Raw genomic sequence first — 23502 nt, 5'->3', positions numbered from 1 at the left:
GCCGGAGCCCCACCGCCGGTGCGACCGTACGTCAGATCTTGGCGACCTGGTTGAAGTTCAGCTCGACCGGCGTCTCCCGGCCGAAGATCGACACCAGCACCTTGAGCTTCTGCTGGTCGGCGTTGATCTCGCTGATCGTCGCCGGCAGCGACGCGAACGCGCCGTCGGTGACGGTGACCGAGTCGCCGACCTCGAAGTCGAGGACCCTGACCTCGGGCTTCGCCCTCTTCTCCACGGCCTCGACCGCCGGGGCCAGCCACTTCAGCACCTCGTCGAGGCTCAGCGGTGCCGGCCGGTCGGCCCGGTCGGTCGCCCCCACGAAGCCGGTGACCCCGGGGGTGTTCCGGACGCAGGAGTAGGACTCGGCGGTCAGCTCCATCCGGACCAGGATGTAGCCCGGGAAGACCTTCGCCTGGACCTGGGACCGCTTGCCGTTCTTGACCTCGACCTCTTCCCGGGTCGGCACCTCGACCTGGTAGATGAAGTCCTCCATGTCGAGGGAGGTGATCCGGGTCTCGAGGTTGGTCTTGACCTTGTTCTCGTAGCCGGCGTAGGAGTGCACCACGTACCAGTCGCCGGGCGCGTAGCGCAGCTTCTGGCGCAGCTCGGCGACCGGGTCGTACTCCTCGTCCGGCGCGGGCTCGGTGGTCGGGAATTCCGGCTCGCTGGCGGCCTCGACCGACTCATCGTTGGCCGCCGTCGCCACCGTGGACTGCTCGTCCGTGGTCTCGGCGGTCTCGTCGTACTCAGGCACGCTCGCTCACTTCCGTCACTATCGGCACAGTCAGCCGGTCAGCTGGGGTTGCCGAAGACCCACAGCACGCCCTTCGCGAACGCGAAGTCGAGAAGGCCCACGATCGTCAGCATCACCGCGACGAAGGTGACCACCACGGCGGTGTAGGTCAGCAGCTCCTTGCGTGTCGGCCAGATGACCTTACGCAGCTCGGCCACCACCTCGCGGAAGAACCGCGCGATGCGGGCGAAGAGCCCCACCCGGTCGGTGTCCTTGCGGGTCTTCCGACCGTCGGCCGACTCGGCCCGGGCCCGTGCGCGGGTCGCGGTGCCGCCCCGGGTTACCGGCTCCTCCGCGTCGGTGGCGTCGTCGTCGGCCACGTCGTCGACGACCGCGTCTTCGCGCTGGCGCTCGTCGCCGGCGTCCTCGCCGCGCCGCTTGCTCTCGGCCACTTCGCCCTCCGTGCGGGGTATCGGGTCGCACGCCGATAGGCGTGCGCGGCGTTTGGTCACGCCGGCCGGACCAAACCGTCCCGCGACGGGCCGCGGCCGGCGGATCGACCGGGAGGGACCGATGCCTCGGAACCACCCCGCCGGTGCCACCACCACGGGCCGGACGCCGCCGTTCGGCGGCGCGACCCACGGGAACGGTCAGGCCTGAGGCGCAGGGGTGACAGGACTTGAACCTGCAGCCTGCGGTTTTGGAGACCGCTGCTCTGCCAATTGAGCTACACCCCTGTGCGACAACTCACGCCCCACCCAGCCATGCAGGCCCGGCAGGGGTCACTTGCCCCACGGCGGACCAGTGTACGGGTAGTCGTACGACTTTCCCAACCGGTCCACCTCCTGCGCGTCGGAAGACCTCTCAGCGGGGCGTCCGGATGGTCGCCCGGGCCTGCGAGAGCACCTTCTCACCCAGGCAGGTCGCGGTGACGTCCAGCCTGGTCAGGCCCTCCTCGGTGACCTCCCTGACCACCGCGGAGACCTCGATCTCGGCGCCCTGGTCGTCGTCCGGGACGACCACCGGACGGGTGAACCGCACCCCGAAGTCGACCACCGCGTCCGGCGCGCCGGCCCAGGCCGTCACCGCCCGGCCGACCAGCGCCATGGTGAACATGCCGTGGGCGATCACCCCGGGCAGGCCGACCTTGGTGGCGAACCGGTCGCTCCAGTGGATCGGGTTGAAGTCGCCGGAGGCGCCCGCGTAGCGGACCAGATCCGCCCGGGTCACCCGGAACGTCTGGGTGGGCAGTTCCATCTCAGGCCTCCCCGCGTACGACGATCTTGGACCAGACGGCGACCACCGGCTCGCCGGCGGCGGTGCGCACGTCGGTGCGGGTGGTGAGGAAGCCGTGCCCGCCCCGGCTGCTGATGTCCTCGATGGTGTTCACGCACACCAGCTCGTCACCGGCCACCACCGGCCGGGTGTACGCGAACCGCTGGTCACCGTGGACCACCCGGCTGTAGTCCACGCCGAGGGCCGGATCCTCGATGATCTGCCGGCTGGCGGCCATGGTGACCACCACGGGGAAGGTCGGCGGGGCCACCACGTCGGGGTGCCCCAGCGCGCGGGCCGCGTCCGGGTCGTGGTGCGCCGGGTCGGTGGCGCCGATGGCGGTCGCGAACTCGCGGATCTTTTCTCGGCCCACCTGGTAGGGGGCGGTCGGCGGATACGTCCGGCCGACGAAGGACGGGTCCAGAGACATGCCGCGAACCTACACGGAAGACACGAACGCCGATCCGTACGGGGCGGCCACTCGGGGCCGCCGTCCGCGCGGATCGGCGTTCGGGGATGCTGTGGAACCGGGCCGGCCAAGCCGGCCGCGGGTCAGCGGGTCTCGCGGTGGATGGTGTGCTTGCCGTCCCGGCGGCAGAACTTCTTCAGCTCGATCCGGTCCGGGTCGTTGCGGCGGTTCTTGCGCGTGATGTAGTTGCGCTCCTTGCACTCCACACACGCCAAAGTGATCTTCGGCCGGACATCGGTCGCCTTCGCCACGGCGGAGTGCCTTCCTCGCTAACGGAACAACTACGACGCGCCAGCCTACGCGCTGACCGCGCGGACATGCAAAGTGGGCGCCTGTGGCGCCCATCCCACCGACCTCCGGGCTGGCCCAGAGGACGAGAGTAGCGGTGGCCGGACTTGAACCGGCGACACAGCGATTATGAGCCGCTTGCTCTGCCATCTGAGCTACACCGCCGTGGCGGGTCCAGCCGGACCCTGTGAGCCCCCTTACGGAATCGAACCGTAGACCTTCTCCTTACCATGGAGACGCTCTGCCGACTGAGCTAAGGGGGCCTACCCGATCACCCCGTGGGGTGTCGCGCAGAAAAGACAGTACACGACCGGGCTCGCCGAGGTGAAATCGGATCCCCCCATACCGGCCGTGTTCCGCGTTCCCCCAGGTCAGAGCAGGGTGGCCGAGCGGTCCGGCACGACCCGCAGCCGGGGCGCCTCCGCGGCGGCCGTGGCCTCCGGCTCCACCTGGGCGCCGAACCACGCCTCCAGTCGCTCGTACGGCAGCGGCCGGCTGAACAGGAAGCCCTGGCCGATCTCGCAGCCGATGTCCTGGAGCAGCTCGAGGGTCAGCTCGCTCTCCACCCCCTCGGCGACCACCGCGAGGCCGAACTGCTGCGACAGGGTCACCACCGCGTTGACGATCGCCAGGTCGCCCGGGTCCGTCGCCATGCCCTGCACGAACGCGCGGTCCACCTTCACCTCGTGCACCGGCAGCCGGCGCAGGTAGGCCAGCGAGGACGAGCCGGTCCCGAAGTCGTCCACCGACAGCCGGACACCGAGGTCCCGCAGCCGGCGCAGGGTCGGTATCGGCCGGTCGGTGCCGTCCAGCACCCCGGCCTCCCGGATCTCGAAGGTGAGCCGCTGCGGCGGCACGCCGTACTCGTCGAGCAGCTCGCGAACCTGGTCCGGAAAGCCCGGGTCGGTGAGCGTACGCGCGGAAAGGTTGACCGCGACGGCGAGCGGCTGCTCGGCGTGGGCCCAGTCCCGACTGCGCCGCAGCCCCTCCCGGAGCACCACCTCGGTGAGCCGGCCGAGCTGACCGGTGTGCTCGGCCACCGCGACGAAGTCCTCCGGGGCGACCGTGCCGTGCGTCGGGTGCTCCCAGCGGGCCAGGCACTCGACCCCGAGCAGCCGCCGGTCCCGCAACGTCACCTTGGGCTGGAAGTAGACCTCCAGCTCGCCCTGGTCAAGAGCGCGGCGCAGGTCGCCGGCGAGGCCGAGGCGGCGCAGCGACCGGGACTCCAGCGCCGGATTGAACAGCTGCACGCTGCCCGGCACCGACTTGGCCGCCGTCGCGGCCAGGTCGACCCGTTGCAGCAGGCTCGCCGCGTCGCTGCCGTGATCGGGGTGAACGGCCACCCCGACGGCGGTGTCCACGTCCAGGGTGAGCGCGTCGAAGACCATCTCGTCGCGGATCTGCTCGCGCAGCTCGGCGGCGAGCTCCAGGGCGGCCTCGGCGTTCTCCAGCCGCAGCGTCACCAGAAACTCGTCGCCCCCGGCCCGCCCCACCAGGGCCGAGGAAGGGGCGCAGGCGCGCAGCCGCTCGGCCACCTCGACCAGGACCTTGTCGCCCGCCGCGTGCCCCAGTGACTCGTTGACCTGGCGCAGCCCGTCGACGTCGAAGACCAGCACCGCGACCACCTCGCCGGGCGCCCGGATCTTCACCGCCTCGTCCAGCGCGCCGGTGATCCGCCGCCGGTTGGGCAGCTTGGTCAGCGCGTCGTGGTACGCGTCGTGGCGCAGCCGGTCCACCAGCCGGGAATTCTCCAGGGCCACGGCGACGTGCGCGGCCACCGTCTCGAAGACCGGGATGTCGGCCGAGGTCAAATGGTTGGTGTCGCCCAGCCGGTTGACGATCTCCAGGGTGCCGATCACGGCCTGACCGGAACGCAGCGGCACGACCAGGACGTCCTTGGCGGGGCCGGCGCCGGTCCGGGGCAGATCCGGGTCGTCGCCCAGCTTCCGCCCGGCCGCCACGCGCTGGCCCGACTCCAGCACCCGCTGCCGGATCGCCGTCGGCCCCGGCGCGAAGTCGAGCAGGCCCGGGTCGTCGACCCGGGCGGTGAGCAGGACCTCCGGATGCCGCCCCTGCGACGGCAGCCAGAGGGTGGCGTACTCGGCCTGCATCAGGCTGCGGATCCGGCCGAGCAGCGCGTCGACCAGGGTGCCGTCCTGGCCGCTCTGGTTCACCGCCTTGGTCAGGTCGTACAGGTCGGCCAGGGTGCGGTGCTGCCGGAAGAACCGCGAGTAGGACCGGTAGACGAACGCCACCGCCACCGCCACCGCGGCGAGCAGGAGGATCGCCCAGCCGCTGCTGCTGAGCACGATCAGGATGACCAGGCCGATGGCGACGTTCACCGCCGCGGCCAGCAGCGTGGGCGCCGCCGACCGGACCACCTGCCAGCCGGCCTGCCACCCCTGCAGCAGGCTGATCACACCCCCGACGGCCGCGAGCGTGACCAGCGTCAACGTGCTCACCGCGACGAAGAGCACGCCCCAGGCCGGTGGGCCGACGCCCTCGACCGGCGGCATGGCGAGCAGCACCAGGCTAGCGACCGTGGCCGCGGCCCCGGCCTTCGCCACGTTGAACCACACCTTGGTCGGCGTCAGCCGGCGTCTCATCTGGCCGATCAACGCGGCGAGCGCCGCCACCAGGACGACGGTCACCGGCTGGAGATAGTGAAAGGCGAGCACGAGTGGGATCTCCGTCAACGTGACGGAGAGGCCCTGCCGCAGCACGATGAACTGGAGAACCTGAGTGCCCGCGGCCACCAGCGCGAAGAGCAGTATGGGAGCCGCCAGGGCGTCCCCCACCGTCGGCGGGCTGGCGAGGCTGAGGATGATCAGGCCGACGACGGTGATCAGCGCGAGCGGACCGGTGATCAGCCAGGCTGAATCCGTCGTCCTCCGCGTCGGCGGTCGACTCGTTGCCATCCCGCTCCTCAGACAGTGACGCCTGGCCCGAACCGCCAGGGACGCGAGTGCGCCCCGGGCGGTTACGGAACGAGCGCGGTGACGATCGCGGCGGACCAGTCGTACTCCAACTGGTGGTATTCGAGGTCACCGATCACGCCGCCGAAGACGGCGGCAAGGGCAACGAGGGCCAGCGTCACGCCGAGCAGCCGGCCGGACCTACGACCAGACATCAGTGTGCTCCTGTCGGCAGGGGGTGCAGAAAACGATGGAGATTCCATGATGGTGCCACAGCCCGCTCAGCCTGGAAAGCTGCGGCAGGGCGCTCAAGACGCTGGCAGGGACGGCTCAAGCCGTCCGGTTGGCCGCGTCAGTCGTGTGGCCAGAATCTTTGTCGGTTCCCCCGTCGGCCGTAGTCCCAAAATCCGACCTAGCGTCAGAATTGGCATCTAGATCCTCTACCACCCGTAGCGGACACGCAACCCGTCGTCCACCGATCGCTCTGGCCGATCTCCGACAGCCCTCCGGCCCTCGCCCGGAACAGCAGGATCGAGCGGGCCGCTCATGCGCCGGACCGTAGCGGAAGCACCTCCCGGTCGTGCTGGTCGGGCCGGCCGCAGGAGCAGTTGCCGCCAGCGCAGCCGGCGGTGCGGAGGCGCTTGCTGGCCCACCACCAGGCGAGGCCGGCGAGCACGGCCAGGGCGACGGCGACGCCGGGCATGAAGCGGTTGGCCGCAGCCCAGCCGGCACCGCCGAGGATCCCGGCGGCGAGCAGGGGCGGCAGCACGCAGCAGGCGGCGCAGGCGGTGGCCGCGAGTCCGGTCATCCCGGAAGGGAGCAGGCGGCGCAGCCGGTCAGCAATGGTCGGCACGGTCGTTCCTTTCGGCGAGTTCAGCGAACGGCAGGGGGCAGCAGGGGCTGCCCGCGCAGGCGACCAGGTCGTCACAGCCGGCCGAGATGGCGGCGCGCAGGGTGTCGCGGATGACGGTCAGGTCCGCCAACTTCTGCTCCACCTCGACCAGCTTTTCCCCAGCCCGTGTTTGTAGGCCCCTGTCCGGTCGACTGCCGTGGTGGTGACCGCCGGTGTCGAGCAGGTCGGCGACCTCCGTGAGGGTGAAGCCGAGGCGTTGCGCAGTCTTGATGACCCGCAGCAGGGTCACTGACTCGGACGGGTAGAGCCGGTGCCCACCGGGGGACCGCTGCGGAGAGGTGAGCAAGCCGCGGCGTTCGTAGTAGCGCAGGGTCTGCACGTTCACCCCGGCCGCGTCGGCCAGTTGGCCGCTGCGTAGCCCTGATTCGGTCATCGCTCGCCCTGATCTGACGCGGCACGATCGGCGAGGCCATCGAGCACGTCGACGTGTGCCGCCGGTACCCGCACGTCCAACGTCAGCGCATCCGGGCCGGACCGGGAAAGGGCGAAAGCAAAGAACGAGCAGCAAGACGACTCACGGGCCATCAGGTCCCGCGCCGTCTCCTCCACCTGCCCGGCACCAGCGAGCTGCAACCGCAGATGCTGCGCCGACAGCCGATCGACGCCCCGCACCGCATCGCGAAAGAACTGATCGAACTCGGTGAGCCGCAGCGGCCGGTCAGCCGTCGGCAAGGTGCAGGCATCCGGCACCCAGGCGCTATCCGTCGTGATCTGCTGGTCGCTCATACCCAGACGGTAAGCGTGTACCTAGGTACCGGATGCAAGCCCTGCAGGAGTCGAGCCCAGGCGTGGAACCGCTTCCACCGCCGTCCCCAGGTCAACTGACGTCCGGCTACGATGCGCCATCTCCCCTGCCGGCGTGGTGATACCGGCCCCTGTCTCCCCGCCGCCAAAGGACGATGATGACGAGCGCCCCCGCCACGATCCGCAGCACGCCGTCTGCGGCGGCCCGCCTGGACTCCCTGACCGGGCTCCGGTGGATCGCAGCCCTGATGATCTTCTGCCTGCACATCCAGAGCGAGAGCAACTTCTTCATCGCCGACAGCCGCGCGCAGGAGGCGTTGAACTCGCTCCTGGCCGCGGGCCGGTCCGGGGTGTCGTTCTTCTACATCCTGTCGGGCTTCGTACTGGCCTGGTCCGTGCGACCGACGGACACCGCCAGCCGATTCTGGTGGCGCCGCTTCTCCAAGATCTACCCGAACCACTTCGTCACGTTCCTGATCGCCTGCCTCCTACTGTCATGGCGGGGCATGGAGGTCATCGACTTCGAGCGGATGTTCTACAACCTCACGCTGCTGCACTCCTGGCCGCCCGGACAGGCCGACGTCTGGTACTCGTTCAACGCACCATCGTGGTCGCTGAGCTGCGAGGCGTTCTTCTACCTGTGCTTCCCGCTCCTGTACGCCGGGCTGCGGCGGCTCCGACCGGCCGCCTGGTGGCTCATCGCTGGGGCGTCGGTCCTGTTCGTCGCGGTTCTGCCGTTCGGCATCAAGGTGTTCCACGAGCCGTTCGGCTGGTCCGAGCACTTCATCGTGTACCACCTGCCGCCGGTCCGGATGGTCGAGTTCCTACTCGGCATGTGCCTCGCGCTGCTGGTGCGGGGCGGCTGGTGGCGCGGTCCCGGCATGACGGTCAGCATCGTGGTGGTTCTTGCCGGGATGGCCGTGGCGGCGTTCCTGCCGGAGGAGTACGGGCTGGCCCGGGACGCCGCGTGCACGGCGCTGGGCTACTCGCTTCTACTTCCGGCGTGTGCCCTGGCTGACGTGCGGCGGTCACGGTCGATTTGGCGGGCGCGGCGGCTGGTGTACCTGGGTGAGGTGTCGTTCGCGTTCTACATGGTTCACGAGATCTGCTTGTACGCGGTGCGGCACACGTTCGGCGACGACCACCCTCATCGCCCGACGGTGGCTGCCGGGGTGTTGGTCCTGGCTACGTTCTGCTTTGCGTTGGCCGCGGCGATGGTGCTGCATCACGTTGTGGAGCTGCCGATGATGCGGCTGCTCACCGGTGGGAGGCGCCGGTCTGCTGTGGGTACTCCGGCCGACGGTCCAGGCGCGGTGCCGCCGCGGCCGGGCGGGGAGAAGGCGGCTTCGGCGGCCCCGCAGCCGGTGGCGGCCGGGACGACCTAGTGCCACGCCACGCAACCTTGAACGGGTAATCGGGGTGGCGGATCTTGGAGCGGGCGGCGAATGACGTTTTCGGTTTTGGCGCGCTGGTTGCGCCACGTTGCCTGCCGCCCGGCGGCCGGTGAGCGGGTCGTCGGCAAGGACGTCGACGGCGAGGGGTAACAGGATGGACTGGATAAGGAAGTCAACCGCGACCCACCCCCCGCCACGCGCGAGCCCGAGGACCAGTGCGTGACCCAGGATTGTCGGGAACCCCAAGATCCAACCTGCCCGTCGCGTGCCCGATCGGCCGGTCGAGGAGAGGCAACAACGGTCAACCGTGGCAGGAGACGACAAAGGCCCCTAACTCGCGTTTCCGCAGGTCAAGGGCCTTGCCTCTGCCTGGTGGCGGGTAGAGGATTCGAACCTCTGAAGCTTTCGCGACGGATTTACAGTCCGCTCCCATTGGCCGCTCGGGCAACCCGCCAGGGCACCCCACCGCGTCGCAACGCGGCGGCGCAAGCAAGGATAGCGGCTCCCCCCGGGACGGGTGCAAGCGGGTACCGTCAGGGGGTCGTACCGCTGGTCAGCGGGGGACACAGGACCACAAACCGCCGGACAGCAGGAGCATGAGTATGGCAGCGAACCCGTCGTTCGACATTGTGAGCAAGGTCGACCGCCAGGAGGTCGACAACGCCCTCCGTCAGGCGGAGAAGGAGCTCGCGCAGCGGTTCGACTTCCGCGGCACCGGGGCCGAGATCTCCTGGTCGGGCGAGGAGGCGATCAGCCTCCAGGCGGAGACCGAGGAGCGGGTCCGGGCCGCTCTGGACGTGTTCAAGGAGAAGCTGGTCAAGCGGAACATCTCGCTGAAGTCGCTGGACGCCGGTGACCCCCGCGCGTCGGGCAAGGTCTTCAAGATCGACGCCAAGGTCATCCAGGGCATCGAGACCGACAAGGCGAAGTCGATCAGCAAGAAGATCCGCGACGAGGGCCCGAAGGGCGTGCAGGCGCAGATCCAGGGTGACCAGCTCCGGGTTACCGGTAAGAAGAAGGACGACCTCCAGGCCGTTATCGCGCTGCTGAAGGGCGAGGACTTCGGGGTCGCTCTGCAGTTCACCAACTACCGCTGAGCCAGAAGCCGTGGCGCTGGCCGGAGAGCTAGCCACGCGCGGTGAAGTGCGCAAACGTGGTCGCCGCTGGCCGTCGTTCGTCATGCCCGTCTGACGTCCGACGGCCTGGCGACGGCCTGGCCCATCGCGAGGGTTGAGCCCATCGGTGAATTTTTCGAACCGACGTCTTTCGAGGTGGACCAGCCGTACGCTCCTCCGCCCGTTTTGAGCTCGTCGCCCGGAGGCTTTGCGCCCGCACCGTCTGACGCAAGAATTGCGATCACGCCAAGCACCGCAAATGCGACGAAGAACCAGAGCTTGTGGCGAGCCCGCCCAGATCGCGCATCGGCGATCGGAATGCTCGTTCCGTTCAAGGTGCGCACCAATCTGGTACCGCGAAGGCCGTCCGCGTTTGCGGGCGGGTGAGTACGTTAGCGCTCCGCACGGGAACCGATGAGCCTTCCGAATTGTGTTCGCTTCGACGGAAGCTTGCCGCGTTCCAGGCCGCCGCGGTGCTGACGCCACTGCCGCAGCAGTTCGCCGTGACGCCTGGCGGCCAGAACCCGCGACAGGCCGATCTCCTCGCAGGCGTTGGCTGGTGATGGTGCGCATGCGAACGAATCTGGCCAGTGCCGAGCGCGCCGGGTCAGCGGGAGAAGATCAACAGCAGGATGACGGTCAGGATGGCGCTGATCAGGATCGAGCCCAGACAGCCGATCCGGTTCGAGAAGAAGAGGAACATCGCGCAGAGGTACCCCGTCGAGGGTGGTTGAGACCCTCCAGGATCACTCGGTCGCGACGACGCCGACCTGGTCGAACTCGAACTCGCAGTTGTCCCCGCGCAGACCGACCGCGCCGGCTCCGGCGCCGGCCGGCGGCGTGGGGGGACAACCGGTGCCGGTCGGGGGCGGCGGCGCCGCGCCGCGGGTGCCCCAGCTGCCGTCCCTGATCCGCACGACCGCCCAGAGCAGTTGCGGCGAGAACAGGATGTAGAAGAAGGTGCCGAGCAGCGCGTACAGCCACAGGCCGTCGTGCCGCAGCATCCGGTAGACCAGCGCGTACGCCCCGGCGACGAGGTGGAGGCCGGTGAAGTAGACCAGCGGGAAGTGGGGCGGGCTGGTCGCCGGTCAGGCGGCGACGGGCTGTTCGGCGCGTACCGCGGTGGCCTCGGCCCGGGCGATGGGGCCGGCGGGGAGCGCGGCGACCGCGGCCCCGACGGCGACCGCCGCCCCGGCGAAGAGGAACGCCCACGGCACGCCGCCGGCGTGGTCGACGATCAGACCGGCCACCGCGCCGCCGACGGCGCTCGCCGCCACCGACATGGTGACCACCCAGGTGTACGCCTCGTTCAGCATGCCGGCCGGGGCGATCCGGCCGACCAGGGTGTTCTCCAGGGTCAGCGCGGGTGCGATGGTCGCGCCGCCGAGCACCAGCGCGACGCCCAGCGCCGCCGGGCCCGGCATCACCGCGAAGACCGCGAAGCTGGCGGCCACCGCGCCGAGCAGGGCGGCGAACTGGCGGGTCATGTTGGCCGCCGGCCGGCGTACGCCGAACCAGAAGCCACCCGCTGCGCTGCCGATGCCCCAGACCGCCAGCAGCAGGCCGGCGAGACTCTCCGGGTCGTCGGCGGTGGCGTTGCCGGCGAAGGCCGGCACGATCACTCCGGCCGCGCCGAAGGCGATGCCGAGGCTGGCGACGCAGACCAGCAGCGCGGGAAAGCCACCTACCCGCAGCGGGCCGAGACCCTTGGCGTGGTGCTCGCGCGGGTGCGGCCGCCAGCCGCGCATCACCCGGCCGAGCGCCACCGCGCCGGTGCCGACCAGGGTGACCACGGCGGCGCCGACCAGCGCGGCGGCGGCGTCGGCGACCAGCACGAACGCGGCCACCAGGAGCGGACCGAGGACGAAGACGATCTCGAACAGCGAGGTCTCGGCGGCGAGCGCGGTGTTGCGCAGGTGGTACCGGCCGGAGGTTGGGCCGGTGAGGTCGTTCCAGGCGCCACGGATGGCGGCGGTCAGCGGCGGGTAGGTCGCCCCGGCCACCCCGGCGGCCAGGTAGATCAGCGGGAGGTTGCCGGCCGCGGACCGGCTGGCCCCGAGCAGCCCGAACAGCGCCAGGGGGTGGGCGACGGCGGTGGCCAGCAGCACGGGCGTGGGGCCGACCCGGTCGGCGACCCGCCCGGCGACGGGGCTCAGTGCGGCGCCGGCGAGCGCGTAGATGCCCCCGGCCACCGCGGCGAGGGAGTACCGGCCGGTCACCTGCTCGACGACGAGCAGCAGCGCCAGCGGGGTCATGCCGATCCCGAGCCGGCCGATGACGCCGAGGATCAGCAGCATCGGCGCGCCGGGGATCCGCCAGACGCCCAGGTACTGGCGCAGTGCGGCCACGGTCGACCTCCGAGGGTGTAACGGGTGAGAGACGTTTCGACCCTAACGCCGCGCGCGGCGGGAGGGAAAAGGTTTAGTTCCCCGCACACAACTCCGCCCGCGTCCGGAACCGGACGCGGGCGGAGGTGTCGGCGTGGGTCAGCGCTGGAACTGCACCGGGCCGGCGTTGCGGGCGAGCTGCTCCAGCCGGGCGACCCGCTCCTCCATCCGAGGGTGGGTGGAGAACAGGGCGGCGATGCCGCCACCCCGCTTGAACGGGTTGTCGATCATCAGGTGGGCGGTGCTGGTCAGCTGACCCTGCGCGGGCAGCGGACGCGCCTGGGTGCCCGCGTGGATCTTCCGCAGTGCGCTGGCCAGGGCCAGCGGGTCCCGGCTCAGCTCGGCGCCCGACTGGTCCGCCTGGAACTCCCGGCTCCGGCTGATCGCCAGCTGGATGACGGTGGCCGCGATCGGGCCGAGGATCAGGGTGAGCAGCAGCACCGCCGGGTTCGGGGCGTCCTCGTCGTCGGAGGAGCCGAGCGGGATGAAAAAGGCGATGTTCGCCAGAAAGGTGATGATCCCGGCCAGCCCGGCCGCCACGCTGGAGATCAGGATGTCCCGGTTGTAGACGTGCGACAGCTCGTGCCCGATCACCCCGCGCAGCTCGCGGTAGTCGAGGATCTCGGTGATGCCCTGGGTGACGCAGACAGCCGCGTGCTGCGGGTTGCGGCCGGTGGCGAACGCGTTCGGCTGCGAGGTCGGGCTGACGTACAGGCGGGGCATCGGCTGCCGCGCCTCGGTGGCCAGCTCACGGACCATCCGGTACAGCTCGGGGAACTCCGCCTCGCTGACCGGTTGCGCGCGCATCGAGCGCAGCGCGAGCTTGTCGGAGTAGAAGTAGGTGACGCCGTTCATCAGCAACGAGGCGACGACGGCGATGACCAGGCCACCGCTCCCGCCGAACCAGTAGCCGACCGCGAGGATCAGCGAGGTCAACAGGCCGAGCAGCGCTGCGGTCTTCAGACGGTTGTGATGCACGATCGCTCCTTCGGTGCGCGGACCCGCGCGGGGGCCGCTGACCGGTTCAACAACCCGGTACCCGTCAACCATCCTGCTCATGACTGAAAGTTGGCTGGGGATTTCTGTGCGCCCGCTGTGCGCGGGCCCGGTCAGCGGGCGAGGTCCAGCACGAGCTGGGGCGCGAAGCCGATGACCACGGCCACGGCGGTTGCCGCGGCCAGGACCACCGATACCAGCCAGGCCGGGCGGGAACCGACCACGACGGCCGAAACCGCACCGCCGGGCGCGCCCGCGGCGGCGACCGGGGTGCCGGAGCGCTCCCGGGCCGGGGCCGCGTCCGGTGCCGGGGCCGCGTACAGGGTGGCGGCCAGGCGCAGGTAGTAGGCGAGGCCGAGCACCGCGTTCAGCGCCACCACCAGGGCGAGCCAGCCGGCGCCGCCGTCCAGCAGCGACCGGACCACGGTCACCTTGGCGAAGAGGCCGGCCAGCCCGGGCGGCAGCCCGGCCAGCCCGATCAGCGCGAGGGCGAACGCGGCGCCGACCCACGGGTGCCGGCGGGCCCCGCCGCGCAGGTCGTCCAGGGTGCCGCCGTCGGCGTCCGCTGGGCGCAGCGCCACCACCGCCGCGAAGGCGGCCAGTTCCAGGACCACGAAGAAGACCGCGTACGCGACGGCCGCCGCGTACGCCCCGGCGCGGGCGTCGGCGGTGCGCCCGCCGGCCAGCGCGAGCGCGCCCAGCGGGGCGAGGATGTAGCCGGCCTGGGCCACCGAGGACCAGGCGAGCAGCCGGACGGCCCGCCGCTGACGCAGCGCCACCAGGTTCCCGACGGTCATGGTGAGCACGGCGAGCAGGGCCAGCACCGGACCGGTGACGGTCGCCGGCAGCGCCCGCTGGACCACGGCGAGCAGGGCCACCACCCCGCCCAGCTTCGACGCGGTCGACAGGTACGCGGCCACCGGCAGCGGCGCGCCGTCGTACGTGGCCGGGGCCCAGGCGTGGAACGGCACCGCCGCCACCTTGAACGCCAGCCCCAGCACCACCAGCGCCACCGCGACCGTGGTGAGCGGCAGGTCCAGCAGCTCCGGCCGCCCGGTGAGGGTGGTGCCGAGCCGGTCCAGGTGCAGTCCGCCGGTCACCGTGTAGAGCAGCGCCGCGCCGAGCAGCGTGAGCGTGGTCGCCACGACGCTGACCACGAAGAAGGTCACCGCCGCCTCGGCGCTGGCCAGGCTGCCCCGGCGCAGCCCGACCAGGACGTAGAGCGGCAGGGTCAGCGTCTCCAGCGCCACGATCAGGGTGATCAGGTCACCGGCCGCACCGAGCACCACGCCGCCGGTCAGCGAACAGGCGAGCAGGAAGGCGTACTCCCCCACCGGCGCCCGACCCGCCCGCAGCAGCGGGCCGGAGAGCGCCAGCACGCCGAGGGTGAGCAGCGCGAAGACCGCCGCGACCAGGGCCGCCCGGCCGCCGTACACCCAGGAGCAGTCCGCGCCGACGCAGAAGGTGCGCCGCTCGCCGCCCGCCCCGACCACCGCCGCGCCGACGGCGGTGGCGACGGCGCCCGCGGCGGCCACGGCCACCGTCGCGCCGGCGCGGGCCACCAGCAGGTCGGCCAGGAGAACGAGTACGGCCGTGCCGGCGGCCAGGTACGCCGGCAGCAGCGCCACGTTGTTCACGCTCTGCACCAGGCTCATGCCGTCACCTCGCCACGGGGTTGGCGGTCCTTCGTCCGAGCACTCACCGGAGCACCCCCACCAGGGCGTCCACCGGACCGGAGGCGTAGCCGAGCACCAGCGCGGGGGCCAGGCCGACGGCCAGCGCCAGCAGCACCAGCGGGGCCCAGGCGGTCAGTTCGGCCCCGGCCAACCCGGGTGCCAGCCGCCCGACCGCCGAGCTGGGCCGCCCGTGGGTGACCTGCCGCAGCAACCGCAGGAAGTACGCGGCGGTCAGCGCCCCGCCGATCGCGGCCAGCACGGCCAGGGTGGTCCAGAGCCCGCCGCCCCGCCGGACGGCGGCCACCACGGCGAACGCCTCACCCCAGAAGCCGGCCAGCCCGGGCAGCCCCAGCGAGGCGACCGCCGCGAAGCCGAGCAGCCCGGCGAGCCGGGGTGCGGTCTCCCGCAGCCCGGACAGCTCGGCGAGCGTGCCGGTGTGCGTCCGGTCCTTGACCGCGCCGGCCAGGAAGAAGAGCAGGCCGGTGATCACGCCGTGCGCGATGTTGCCGATCAGCGCCGCCTGGATGCCGGTGGCGGTCAGCGTGGCCACCCCGAGCAGCACGAAGCCCATGTGCCCGACGCTGGAGTACGCGATCAGCCGCTTCAGCTCGTCCTGCGCCAGGCAGACCAGCGAGCCGATCAGGATCGCGGTGACCGCGAGCACCCCCAGCACCGGGGCGGCCCAGCGGGCGCCCTCGGGCGCCACCCCGACCGCCACCCGGATCAGGCCGTACGTGCCCATCTTGAGCAGCACGCCGGCGAGGATGACGCTGCCGACGGTGGGGGCCTGGGTGTGCGCGTCGGGCAGCCAGGAGTGCAGCGGCCACAGTGGGCTCTTCACCGCGAAGGCCAGCGCGAGCAGGGTGAACGCGGCGAGCTGGGTGCCCCGAGACAGCCCGGCCCCGCCGGTCAGGGTGACCAGGTCGGCGGTGCCGGCCGCGGCGACCACCACGTAGACGCCCACCAGCAGCAGCACCGAGCCGAAGAGCGTGTAGAGGGCGAACTTGCGGGCGGCCCGCCGCCGGTCGTCGCCGCCCCAGCCGGCGATGATCACGTACATCGGGAGCAGGACGACCTCGAAGAAGAGGAAGAACAGCACCAGGTCGAGGGCGAGGAAGGTGCCGAGGATGCCGACCTCGACCACCAGCAGCAGCGCGACCAGGGCCCGCCCGCTACCGCCGTCGGGGACCCGCCACAGCGTGTACCCGCAGCAGAGCAGGGTCAGCAGGGCGGTGAGCACCACCAGCGGCCAGGAGATCCCGTCCACGCCGAGGTGGAAGCGCAGGTCCAGACCGGGCACCCAGGGCAGGTCGAGCTGGTGCCAGGGCTGCACGGCGGGGCGGGGCCCGTAGCCGAACCAGCCGTGGTCGCCGCCGGCCAGCGGCAGAGTGCCGAGCAGGGTCAGCGCGGCGGCGACCGTGCCGACCACCCGGGCCACCCGGTCGGGCCGGATGGCCGCCACCGCGACCGCGCCGAGCGCCGGCACGGCGAGCACGGCGACCAGCAGGAACTGTCCGAACCTCACGACGCCCCTCCGATCAGGGCCACGGCCAGGCCGATGAGCAGCGCCCCGGCGAGCACGCCGGCCGCGGCCCGGGGCAGGGCCGCCCGGTGCAGCGCGGCCAGCCCGCCGCCCAGCCCCACCGCAGCGCGACCAGTGCCCTCCACCAGGCCGTCCACCCCCAGCTCGTCCCCGGTACGCGCGGCCCGGGCGAGCGCCGTCGTCGGGCGTACGACGAGGGTGTGCTGGACGTCGTCGAGCCGGAACGCCCGGGCGAAGACCGGCCGCAGCGGACCCAGGAAGCGGGCCGGGTCGGCGACCGGGTCCCGGCGCCAGCCGGCCCCGGCGACGCCCGCGCCGACGAGCAGCAGGACGAGCGGCAGCAGCAGCGCCGGACCGAGGTGGACCAGGGAGACATCGAAGTCGTTCCCCTCGGCCGCGGTGATCGGCGCGGAGATCCGGTCGGCGAACGGCGGCCAGAAGGCGGCCAGCCCGAGCAGCGCGGCCGGCACGGCGAGCAGCAGCACCGGCCAGCGCATCGACCCGGGTGGGTCGTGCGGGTGGGCCAACGGGATCCGGGTGGTGCCGAAGAAGGTGCGCAGCAGCAGGCGGGTGGCGTACCAGGCGGTGACGGCGACGCCGAGCAGCCCGGCCAGCCAGACCAGCCAGCCGACCCACTGCGGGGCCGGGCCGGCGCCGTCCAGCGCGGCGGCCTCGGCGGCGGCGAGCACGCCGTCCTTGCTCCAGAAGCCGGACAGCGGGGGCAGCCCGGCGAGCGCGCCGAGCCCGACCAGCGTGCACCAGAAGGTCACCGGCATGGTGGCGCGCAGCCCGCCCATCCGGGACATCAGCGTGGTGCCCACGGCGTGGATCACCGCGCCGGCGGCGAGGAAGAGCAGCGCCTTGAACGCGGCGTGGCTGAGCAGGTGGAACAGCGCGGCCGTGGGGGCGCCGACGGCGAGCGCGCCGGTCATGTAGCCGATCTGGGAGACCGTCGACCAGGCCAGCACCCGCTTGATGTCGTCCTGCGCGGTGGCCGCGAGGGCGCCGAGCAGCAGGGTGATCGCCGCCATCACCCCGAGCACCGCGAGCGCGACCGGGGCGCGTTCGAAGAGCGGGAAGAGCCGGGCCACCGCGTACACGCCGGCGGCGACCATGGTGGCGGCGTGGATCAGCGCGGAGATCGGAGTGGGGCCGGCCATCGCGTCGGGCAGCCAGGTGTGCAGCGGGAACTGGGCGCTCTTGCCGGCCACCCCGGCGAGCAGCAGCAGGCAGGCGGCGGTGAGCGTACCGGTGGAGTGGTCGTGGGCCAGCACGTCGGCGATCTTGAAGCTGCCGGCGGAGACGCCGAGCAACGCGATGCCGAGCAGGAAGCCGACGTCACCCACCCGGGTGACCAGGAACGCCTTCACCGCGGCGGCGGGCGCCTCGGGCAGCCGGCGGTCGTGCGCGATGAGCAGGTAGGAGCAGATGCCCATCACCTCCCAGCCGACCAGCAGCATGATCAGATCGCCGGCGATCACCACCACCAGCATCGCGGCGGTGAAGAGGCTGATCTGCGCCGCGTACGGCGGATAGCGGTGGTCCACCTCGACGTCGTCGTGCGGCCCGCGCCGCAGATAGCCGATCGAATAGACCTGCACGGCCAGGGCCACCGTGGCCACCGCCGTGGCGACCAGCACGGCGACCCCGTCCAGCCGGTAGCCGAGGGTGACCTGCAGACCGCCCAGGTCGACCCAGCTGGTCGAGCCCTCGACCAGGTGATCAACCCGGCTGAGCAGGGCGAGCGCCACCAGCAGCGCCCCGGCCGCCCCGGCCACGCCGAGGACGATCGCCACCTTCCGGGCCCGGTCCTCGCCGGTCGCCGCGCCGCGCGGCGACGGCGGCAGCAGCAACCCGATCAGCCCGGCAGCCAGGGGCAGGCCGGGCAGCAGCGGTACGAACCACGCCAGCCGCCCCAGACCCTCGCTCATCAGCGCACCTCCGACCCGTCGCTGGAACCGGGACGGTGACCACCGTCGACGAGCGCTCCGGCGGGACCGGCGGCCGCGCCGACCGGGGTCGAGCTGGCGGAGGGGCCCGCCGAGGGCGACCCCGCCTCGGCCGGGGCTTCGGTGAGCGGCACCTCGTCGACGGCGACGCTGGCCCGCAGCCGGTAAAGCTGGAGCACGATGGCCAGCCCCACGCCGATCTCGGCGGCGGCCAGCACGATCACGAAGAGCGCGAAGACCTGGCCGGCGTGCGGCAGCTGCGCCCGGACGGTGGTGTCCGCGGTGACCAGGATCAGGTTGACCGCGTTCAGCATCAGCTCGACGGCCATCAGCACCAGCACCGCGTTGCGGCGGCGCAGCACGCCGTAGACGCCCAGGCCGAAGAGGACGGCCGCGGTGACGTACGGGACGACGGGCCTCACCCGCGACCACCCTCCTCGACGGCGGATCCGGCAGTCGGGCCCGACCGGCCGATGTCGGGGCGGGACAGCACGATCGCGCCGACCAGAGCGGCGAGCAGCAGCACCGACAGCACCTCGAAGGGCAGCACCCACGAGCGGAAGACCTGCTCGCCGAGGCGGTCGGCGGTGCCCGCGGCGGGCAGCTCCACCCGGGACCAGCGGAACGCGTCGACCAGCAGCACGGCCAGGCCCAGCCCGCTGCCTCCACCGATCAGCGCGGCCGGCCAGCCGGGCCGGTCCAGGTCGTCGGAGGCGCCGATCGGGGCGCGGGTCAGCATCACCGCGAAGAGCAGCAGCACCACCACCGCGCCGACGTAGATCAGCACCTGCACCCAGGCCACCAGCTCGGCGGTCAGCACCAGGTAGTCGCCGGCCAGCGCGCCCAGGCAGACCACCAGGTAGAGGCCGGCCCGGACCAGGTGCTTCGTGCCCACCACGAGCACACCCGCCCCGACCGCGACCGCGCCGAGCGCGAGCAGCAGCAGGTCCGCACCCGTCATGGGGTCGTGCCTCCGGCGGCGGGACCGGGCTTGGGGCGTACGGCGGCGGGGCGGGCCGGAGCCACGGCCTTGCGGGCGGCGGTGGTCTCCTCCTTCGACGGGTCGCCGTGCGGGTCGTGCGCCGGCGGCGGCGGGACGGTGGCCATCCACTCGCCGAGGTGGTCCTTGTCGTGCAGCAGGTCCTTGATGTCGTACTCGGCGTACTCGAACTCCGGGGTCCAGTAGAGCGCGTCGAAGGGGCAGACCTCGACGCAGATGCCGCAGTACATGCAGAGCGAGAAGTCGATGTCGAACTTGTCGAGCACGTTGCGCTGGCGGGGGCGGGCGGCGCCGGGCACCGCCACCTCCTCCTTGTGCGAGTCGATGTAGATGCACCAGTCCGGACACTCGCGGGCGCAGAGCATGCAGACGGTGCAGTTCTCCTCCAGCAACGCGATCACGCCGCGGGAGCGGGGTGGCAGCTCGGGGGCGACATCCGGGTACTGCTGGGTGGTCGAGCGGCTGGTCATCGTCTTCAACGTGACCGCCAGCCCCTTCACCAGCCCTTCGCCGGGCATACCGCTGCGGTCGCTCATGCCGCCCATCCTGCCCTGTGCCCCCGGCGCGCGCGACCACCACCCGGCTCTTCCCGGCGGTACGGCGGCCGCGGGCGGCGGGCGGCGGGGTCCACGGCCAGCAGGCCCCGGTGGTCCCACGGCATCCCGCTGCCGGAGCCGTGCCGGATCGACCTTCCGCCCGGTCGGGTCACTCCCCGGTCGCGCTGAGCCCGCCGGGAAGCGGGGGCAGCATCTCCACGCCGAGCTGCTGGAGGAGCTGGAACAGCTCGTTGACGCTCCACACGTCGATGATCCGGCCGGTGTCGTCGAAGCGCAGGAACGTCGCCCCCGAGTAACTGACCACCTGATGGGTCGGCGGCACCGGGCCGAACTGGCCGGCCTGGGTGCCGGCCGCCCGCCAGTGCACGGCCACCCGGTCCCCGGCCGCCACCAGCTCGACGAGCTTGTACCGCAGGTCGGGAAAGGCCGCCCGCCGGTCCCGGTGCCAGGCCAGCATGGCCGCCGGCCCGGTCCCGCCCAGCCCCGGGCAGTCCTCGGCGACCAGGTCGTACGCGCTCTGCTCGTTGCCGGCGTTCCACACGTCGGCGATGAAGCGTCGGGCCGCCGCCTCGAGATCGGTCACCGCGGCAGCCTAGCCCTGCGGTCCCCACGGTCGGCCTGCCGGCGGCGGCCGGAGCGGCAATGATGGACCGGGACGACATCCTCGGGAGGCGGCGTGAGTACGGACAGCGACGAGATCCTGGCGCGGACCGGCGGGAAGTACGTCGAGCCGGGCGGCGAGTTCACCCGGGACCAGCGTTACATCGCCACGCGGATCACCGCCGACGGCCGGGACGGCTGGCCGGTGGAGCCCGGCCGGTACCGGCTGGCGGTGAGCCGCGCCTGCCCATGGGCGACCCGGCTGATCATCGTCCGCCGGCTGCTCGGGCTGGAGGACGCCATCTCGATGGCGGTGGCCGGCCCGACGCACGACAAGCGGAGCTGGACGTTCGACCTGGACCCGGGCGGGCGCGACCCGGTGCTCGGCATCGAGCGGCTGGCCGAGGCGTACTTCCGCCGCTTTCCGGGGTACGAGCGCGGCATCACCGTGCCGGCGCTGGTGGACGTACCGACCGGGCAGGTGGTCACCAACGACTACGCGCAGATGAGCCTCGACCTGTCGACCGAGTGGACGGCGTACCACCGCGAGGGCGCGCCGGAGCTGTACCCGGAGCGGCTGCGCGACGAGATCGACGAGGTCAACGCGGTGGTCTTCGCCGACGTGAACAATGGCGTCTACCGGTGCGGCTTCGCCGGCAGCCAGGAGGCGTACGAGAGGGCGTACCACCGGCTCTTCGACCGGCTGGACTGGCTGACCGAGCGGCTGGCCGGGCAGCGCTACCTGGTCGGTGACACGATCACCGAGGCGGACGTGCGGCTGTTCACCACGCTGACCCGCTTCGACCCGGTCTACCACGGCCACTTCAAGTGCAACCGGCAGAAGCTGGCCGAGATGCCGGTGCTCTGGGCGTACGCGCGGGACCTGTTCCAGACCCCGGGCTTCGGCGACACGGCCGACTTCGACCACATCAAGCGGCACTACTACGAGGTGCACCGGGACATCAATCCGACCGGTGTGGTCCCCCTCGGCCCCGACCTGTCCAACTGGCTCACCCCGCACGACCGCGAGCAGCTCGGCGGGCGTCCGTTCGGCGACGGCACCCCACCCCCGCCGCCCCCGCCGGCCGAGCGCGTCGACCCCGCCCACACGCCGCTGCGCTGACCCGCCCCGCTCAGAGGGCGAGGCGGACTGCGGCGGTGAGGACGAGCTGGGCGAGGGAGAGGGGGACCAGGACGAGCCAGCAGAGGCGCTGGAGTTGGTCCTCGCGGAGGCGGGGGTAGGAGACCCGGAGCCAGATGATCACGAAGGCGACGGCGAAGACCTTGAGCAGGGTCCAGAGCCACCCGAGCTGGGCGTCGGCGAACGGGCCGTGCCAGCCGCCGAGGAACAGCACGGTGGTCAGCGCGGCGATCACCACGATGCCGACGTACTCGGCGAGCAGGAAGAAGGCGAAGCGCAGGCCGGTGTACTCGGTCATGTAGCCGAAGACCAGTTCCGAGTCGGCCACCGGCATGTCGAACGGGGGCCGCCGGATCTCCGCGAGCCCGGCGACGAAGAAGATCACCATCGCGGGCGCCTGCCACAGCAGCCACCAGGGCCGCCACGCCTCGACGATGCCGGAGAGGCTGAGCGTGCCCGCCGCCATCGCCACCGACGCGGCGGCCAGCACCAGCGGCAGCTCGTAACCGAGCAGCTGGGCGGCGCCGCGCAGCCCGCCGAGCAGGCTGTACTTGTTGGCCGACGCCCAGGCCGACATGAGCACCGCCACCACGCCGATGCCCACCACGGCGAGGACGAAGAAGAGGCCGATGTCCAGCGGCTGCCCCACCAAATCGCCCGGCCCGAGCGGGATCACCAGCAGCGCGAGCAGGTACGGCACCAGCGCCACCGCGGGCGCCAGCCGGAAGACCGGCCGGTCCGCGTCGCGCGGGGTGACGTCCTCCTTCTGCACGAACTTCACGCCGTCGGCGATCAGCTGCGCCCAGCCGTGGAAGCCGCCCGCGTACATCGGGCCGAGCCGGCCCTGCATGTGTGCCATCACCTTGTGCTCGACCTGCCCGACGATCAGGGGCAGGGTGAGGAACGCGACCAGCACGCCCACCACCCGGACGATCAGCTCCAACCAGGCGGGCATCAGGCGGTGCCTTCCTCGGAGGTCGGTTGCGCACCGGGCGCCGGCCGCGCGGCGCGCTCGCCGGCGGCGGGACGGGCCGGGCGGTCGCCGGGTGCCGGTCGGGCGGGACGTTCCCGGACCGGTCGGGCGGGCGTACCGCCGCGCGGGCCCTCGCCCGCCCCGGCCGCCCCGGCGGGGGTCGGCGTGGTCCCCCACTCCCCCGGGGCCGGTACGCCCGGCGGCCGGATCGGCCGGCGCCCGCCGCCGGCCTCGGACTCGCCGGGCTCCTTGGCGCCCGGCCACGGCTTCGCCACCCGGGAGGCGAGGACGAACTCCTTGCGCAGCGGATGGCCCTCGAACTCCGGCGGCAGCAGCAGCGGCTTCAGCTCGCCGTGCCCGTCGAACGAGATGCCGAACATCTCGTACGTCTCCCGCTCGTGCCAGCCGGCACCCGGGTAGAGGTCGACCACCGACGCCACGGTCGCCGGTTCCCGGGGCACCCGGGTGCGCAGCAGCAGGCCGTGCCGCCCGCGGGTCGACCAGAGGTGGACCACCACGTCGAAACCGTCGGCCAGCTCGTCGACCGCCGACAACCAGTCGAAGAAGTCGCAGGCCAGCTCGGCGTCGTCGCGGGCCGCGCGCACCGCGTCCCGCCAGCTCGCCGGGGGTACGTCCACCGTCGCACGGGCGTACCCCTGACCGCCGGAGACCGACGCGGTGACCTCGACGGGCGCAAGCAGCGCGACCACCCGCCGGCCGACCTCTTCCGGAGTCATGCCGCTGATCCTAGGGCCGGCGGTGGGTGGCCGCGTCGGCCAGTCCGCCGCCGGCTTCCGCTTTCAACTCCCGGCTTTTCCCGACGGTGGGCCGCGC

The 23502-nt window shown here is 72.2% G+C and carries 25 protein-coding genes and 4 tRNA genes; 3 read left to right on the top strand and 26 right to left on the bottom strand.

The genetic code is table 11. The annotated features are described in order from the left end of the window. Nucleotides 1-31: 31 nt before the first annotated feature. The 13 genes from nusG to I8N68_RS00330 form a co-directional block, all read right to left on the bottom strand. Nucleotides 32-754 carry a transcription termination/antitermination protein NusG gene (gene nusG, locus I8N68_RS00390; RefSeq protein WP_200206202.1) on the bottom strand — a complete coding sequence of 241 codons (723 nt, stop codon included), beginning with the start codon at nucleotides 752-754 and terminating at the stop codon, nucleotides 32-34. Between the two features lie 38 nt (nucleotides 755-792). Beyond that, nucleotides 793-1185 (bottom strand): preprotein translocase subunit SecE, encoded by a 393-nt coding sequence (secE, locus tag I8N68_RS00385; protein WP_200206201.1) that lies wholly within the window; start codon nucleotides 1183-1185, stop codon nucleotides 793-795. A 212-nt stretch (nucleotides 1186-1397) separates the two neighbouring features. Then, nucleotides 1398-1470 (bottom strand) — tRNA-Trp (locus I8N68_RS00380). 127 nt (nucleotides 1471-1597) lie between these two features. After that, nucleotides 1598-1990, bottom strand: a complete 393-nt coding sequence (locus I8N68_RS00375) for a MaoC family dehydratase (protein WP_200206200.1) — start codon at nucleotides 1988-1990, stop codon at nucleotides 1598-1600. A gap of 1 nt (nucleotide 1991) precedes the next feature. After that, nucleotides 1992-2438, bottom strand: a complete 447-nt coding sequence (locus I8N68_RS00370; RefSeq protein ID WP_200206198.1) for a MaoC family dehydratase N-terminal domain-containing protein — start codon at nucleotides 2436-2438, stop codon at nucleotides 1992-1994. Between the two features lie 122 nt (nucleotides 2439-2560). After that, the gene (gene rpmG, locus I8N68_RS00365) at nucleotides 2561-2728 is read right to left on the bottom strand and encodes a 50S ribosomal protein L33 (protein WP_200206195.1); all 168 of its coding nucleotides are present in this window, start codon (nucleotides 2726-2728) and stop codon (nucleotides 2561-2563) included. Nucleotides 2729-2857: 129 nt separating this feature from the next. Then, nucleotides 2858-2930 (bottom strand) — tRNA-Met (locus tag I8N68_RS00360). Nucleotides 2931-2955: 25 nt separating this feature from the next. Next, nucleotides 2956-3028: transfer RNA gene (locus I8N68_RS00355), tRNA-Thr, on the bottom strand. 108 nt (nucleotides 3029-3136) lie between these two features. Next, nucleotides 3137-5683, bottom strand: coding sequence for an EAL domain-containing protein (locus I8N68_RS00350; RefSeq protein WP_200206193.1), 2547 nt, complete (start codon nucleotides 5681-5683; stop codon nucleotides 3137-3139). A gap of 62 nt (nucleotides 5684-5745) precedes the next feature. After that, complete coding sequence (locus tag I8N68_RS00345; protein WP_200206187.1) at nucleotides 5746-5895, bottom strand: hypothetical protein; 150 nt, start codon at nucleotides 5893-5895, stop codon at nucleotides 5746-5748. Between the two features lie 329 nt (nucleotides 5896-6224). Next, the gene (locus I8N68_RS00340; protein WP_200206186.1) at nucleotides 6225-6533 is read right to left on the bottom strand and encodes a hypothetical protein; all 309 of its coding nucleotides are present in this window, start codon (nucleotides 6531-6533) and stop codon (nucleotides 6225-6227) included. Continuing rightward, nucleotides 6517-6966, bottom strand: coding sequence for a MerR family transcriptional regulator (locus tag I8N68_RS00335; protein ID WP_200206185.1), 450 nt, complete (start codon nucleotides 6964-6966; stop codon nucleotides 6517-6519). Before I8N68_RS00335 ends, I8N68_RS00340 begins: the two co-directional genes overlap by 17 nt. Further along, a complete protein-coding gene (locus I8N68_RS00330) occupies nucleotides 6963-7319 on the bottom strand; it encodes a hypothetical protein (RefSeq protein ID WP_200206184.1) in 357 nt (118 codons plus the stop codon). The genes I8N68_RS00335 and I8N68_RS00330 overlap by 4 nt, the downstream gene beginning before the upstream one ends. Nucleotides 7320-7495: 176 nt before the next feature. Between I8N68_RS00330 and I8N68_RS00325 the strand changes: the two genes are divergently transcribed. Next, nucleotides 7496-8722 (top strand): acyltransferase family protein, encoded by a 1227-nt coding sequence (locus I8N68_RS00325; RefSeq protein ID WP_200206181.1) that lies wholly within the window; start codon nucleotides 7496-7498, stop codon nucleotides 8720-8722. A 379-nt stretch (nucleotides 8723-9101) separates the two neighbouring features. Here the strand turns inward: I8N68_RS00325 and I8N68_RS00320 are convergent. Then, a tRNA-Tyr gene (locus tag I8N68_RS00320) sits at nucleotides 9102-9185 on the bottom strand. Nucleotides 9186-9333: 148 nt separating this feature from the next. Between I8N68_RS00320 and I8N68_RS00315 the strand changes: the two genes are divergently transcribed. After that, complete coding sequence (locus tag I8N68_RS00315; protein WP_200206179.1) at nucleotides 9334-9828, top strand: YajQ family cyclic di-GMP-binding protein; 495 nt, start codon at nucleotides 9334-9336, stop codon at nucleotides 9826-9828. 764 nt (nucleotides 9829-10592) lie between these two features. Here the strand turns inward: I8N68_RS00315 and I8N68_RS00310 are convergent. The 10 genes from I8N68_RS00310 to I8N68_RS00265 all read right to left on the bottom strand — a co-directional run bounded on the left by I8N68_RS00310 (nucleotide 10593) and on the right by I8N68_RS00265 (nucleotide 20537). Continuing rightward, on the bottom strand, nucleotides 10593-10850 hold the full coding sequence (locus I8N68_RS00310) for a hypothetical protein (RefSeq protein WP_200206177.1): 258 nt from the start codon (nucleotides 10848-10850) through the stop codon (nucleotides 10593-10595). An 84-nt stretch (nucleotides 10851-10934) separates the two neighbouring features. Then, nucleotides 10935-12194 (bottom strand): MFS transporter, encoded by a 1260-nt coding sequence (locus I8N68_RS00305; RefSeq protein WP_200206175.1) that lies wholly within the window; start codon nucleotides 12192-12194, stop codon nucleotides 10935-10937. Nucleotides 12195-12332: 138 nt separating this feature from the next. Then, complete coding sequence (gene htpX, locus I8N68_RS00300; RefSeq protein ID WP_200206174.1) at nucleotides 12333-13211, bottom strand: zinc metalloprotease HtpX; 879 nt, start codon at nucleotides 13209-13211, stop codon at nucleotides 12333-12335. A 131-nt stretch (nucleotides 13212-13342) separates the two neighbouring features. Next, nucleotides 13343-14884 carry an NADH-quinone oxidoreductase subunit N gene (locus tag I8N68_RS00295; RefSeq protein ID WP_200206173.1) on the bottom strand — a complete coding sequence of 514 codons (1542 nt, stop codon included), beginning with the start codon at nucleotides 14882-14884 and terminating at the stop codon, nucleotides 13343-13345. Between the two features lie 43 nt (nucleotides 14885-14927). Next, entirely contained in the window at nucleotides 14928-16430 is a 1503-nt protein-coding gene (locus I8N68_RS00290) for a complex I subunit 4 family protein (RefSeq protein ID WP_200206172.1), read from the bottom strand. Continuing rightward, the gene (locus I8N68_RS00285) at nucleotides 16427-18379 is read right to left on the bottom strand and encodes an NADH-quinone oxidoreductase subunit 5 family protein (RefSeq protein WP_200206171.1); all 1953 of its coding nucleotides are present in this window, start codon (nucleotides 18377-18379) and stop codon (nucleotides 16427-16429) included. The genes I8N68_RS00290 and I8N68_RS00285 overlap by 4 nt, the downstream gene beginning before the upstream one ends. Beyond that, a complete protein-coding gene (gene nuoK, locus I8N68_RS00280) occupies nucleotides 18379-18819 on the bottom strand; it encodes an NADH-quinone oxidoreductase subunit NuoK (RefSeq protein ID WP_307812429.1) in 441 nt (146 codons plus the stop codon). Before nuoK ends, I8N68_RS00285 begins: the two co-directional genes overlap by 1 nt. Continuing rightward, nucleotides 18816-19358 carry an NADH-quinone oxidoreductase subunit J family protein gene (locus tag I8N68_RS00275; protein ID WP_200206170.1) on the bottom strand — a complete coding sequence of 181 codons (543 nt, stop codon included), beginning with the start codon at nucleotides 19356-19358 and terminating at the stop codon, nucleotides 18816-18818. Before I8N68_RS00275 ends, nuoK begins: the two co-directional genes overlap by 4 nt. Further along, on the bottom strand, nucleotides 19355-19933 hold the full coding sequence (locus I8N68_RS00270; protein ID WP_200206169.1) for a NuoI/complex I 23 kDa subunit family protein: 579 nt from the start codon (nucleotides 19931-19933) through the stop codon (nucleotides 19355-19357). Before I8N68_RS00270 ends, I8N68_RS00275 begins: the two co-directional genes overlap by 4 nt. Before the next feature lie 169 nt (nucleotides 19934-20102). Next, nucleotides 20103-20537 (bottom strand): ester cyclase, encoded by a 435-nt coding sequence (locus I8N68_RS00265; protein WP_200206166.1) that lies wholly within the window; start codon nucleotides 20535-20537, stop codon nucleotides 20103-20105. A gap of 93 nt (nucleotides 20538-20630) precedes the next feature. Between I8N68_RS00265 and I8N68_RS00260 the strand changes: the two genes are divergently transcribed. Continuing rightward, entirely contained in the window at nucleotides 20631-21677 is a 1047-nt protein-coding gene (locus tag I8N68_RS00260; protein ID WP_200206164.1) for a glutathione S-transferase family protein, read from the top strand. 10 nt (nucleotides 21678-21687) lie between these two features. On the opposite strand, the gene nuoH is transcribed toward I8N68_RS00260, so the two are convergent. Next, on the bottom strand, nucleotides 21688-22650 hold the full coding sequence (nuoH, locus tag I8N68_RS00255) for an NADH-quinone oxidoreductase subunit NuoH (protein ID WP_200206162.1): 963 nt from the start codon (nucleotides 22648-22650) through the stop codon (nucleotides 21688-21690). Next, nucleotides 22650-23405 carry an NADH-quinone oxidoreductase subunit C gene (locus I8N68_RS00250; RefSeq protein WP_200206160.1) on the bottom strand — a complete coding sequence of 252 codons (756 nt, stop codon included), beginning with the start codon at nucleotides 23403-23405 and terminating at the stop codon, nucleotides 22650-22652. The genes nuoH and I8N68_RS00250 overlap by 1 nt, the downstream gene beginning before the upstream one ends. Nucleotides 23406-23502 lie beyond the last annotated feature (97 nt).

The organism is Micromonospora coerulea, from assembly GCF_016598485.1.
Taxonomy (GTDB): domain Bacteria; phylum Actinomycetota; class Actinomycetes; order Mycobacteriales; family Micromonosporaceae; genus Micromonospora; species Micromonospora coerulea.
Note: the sequence above shows the minus strand (reverse complement) of the source record. Positions and strands in the feature narration are given on the sequence as shown.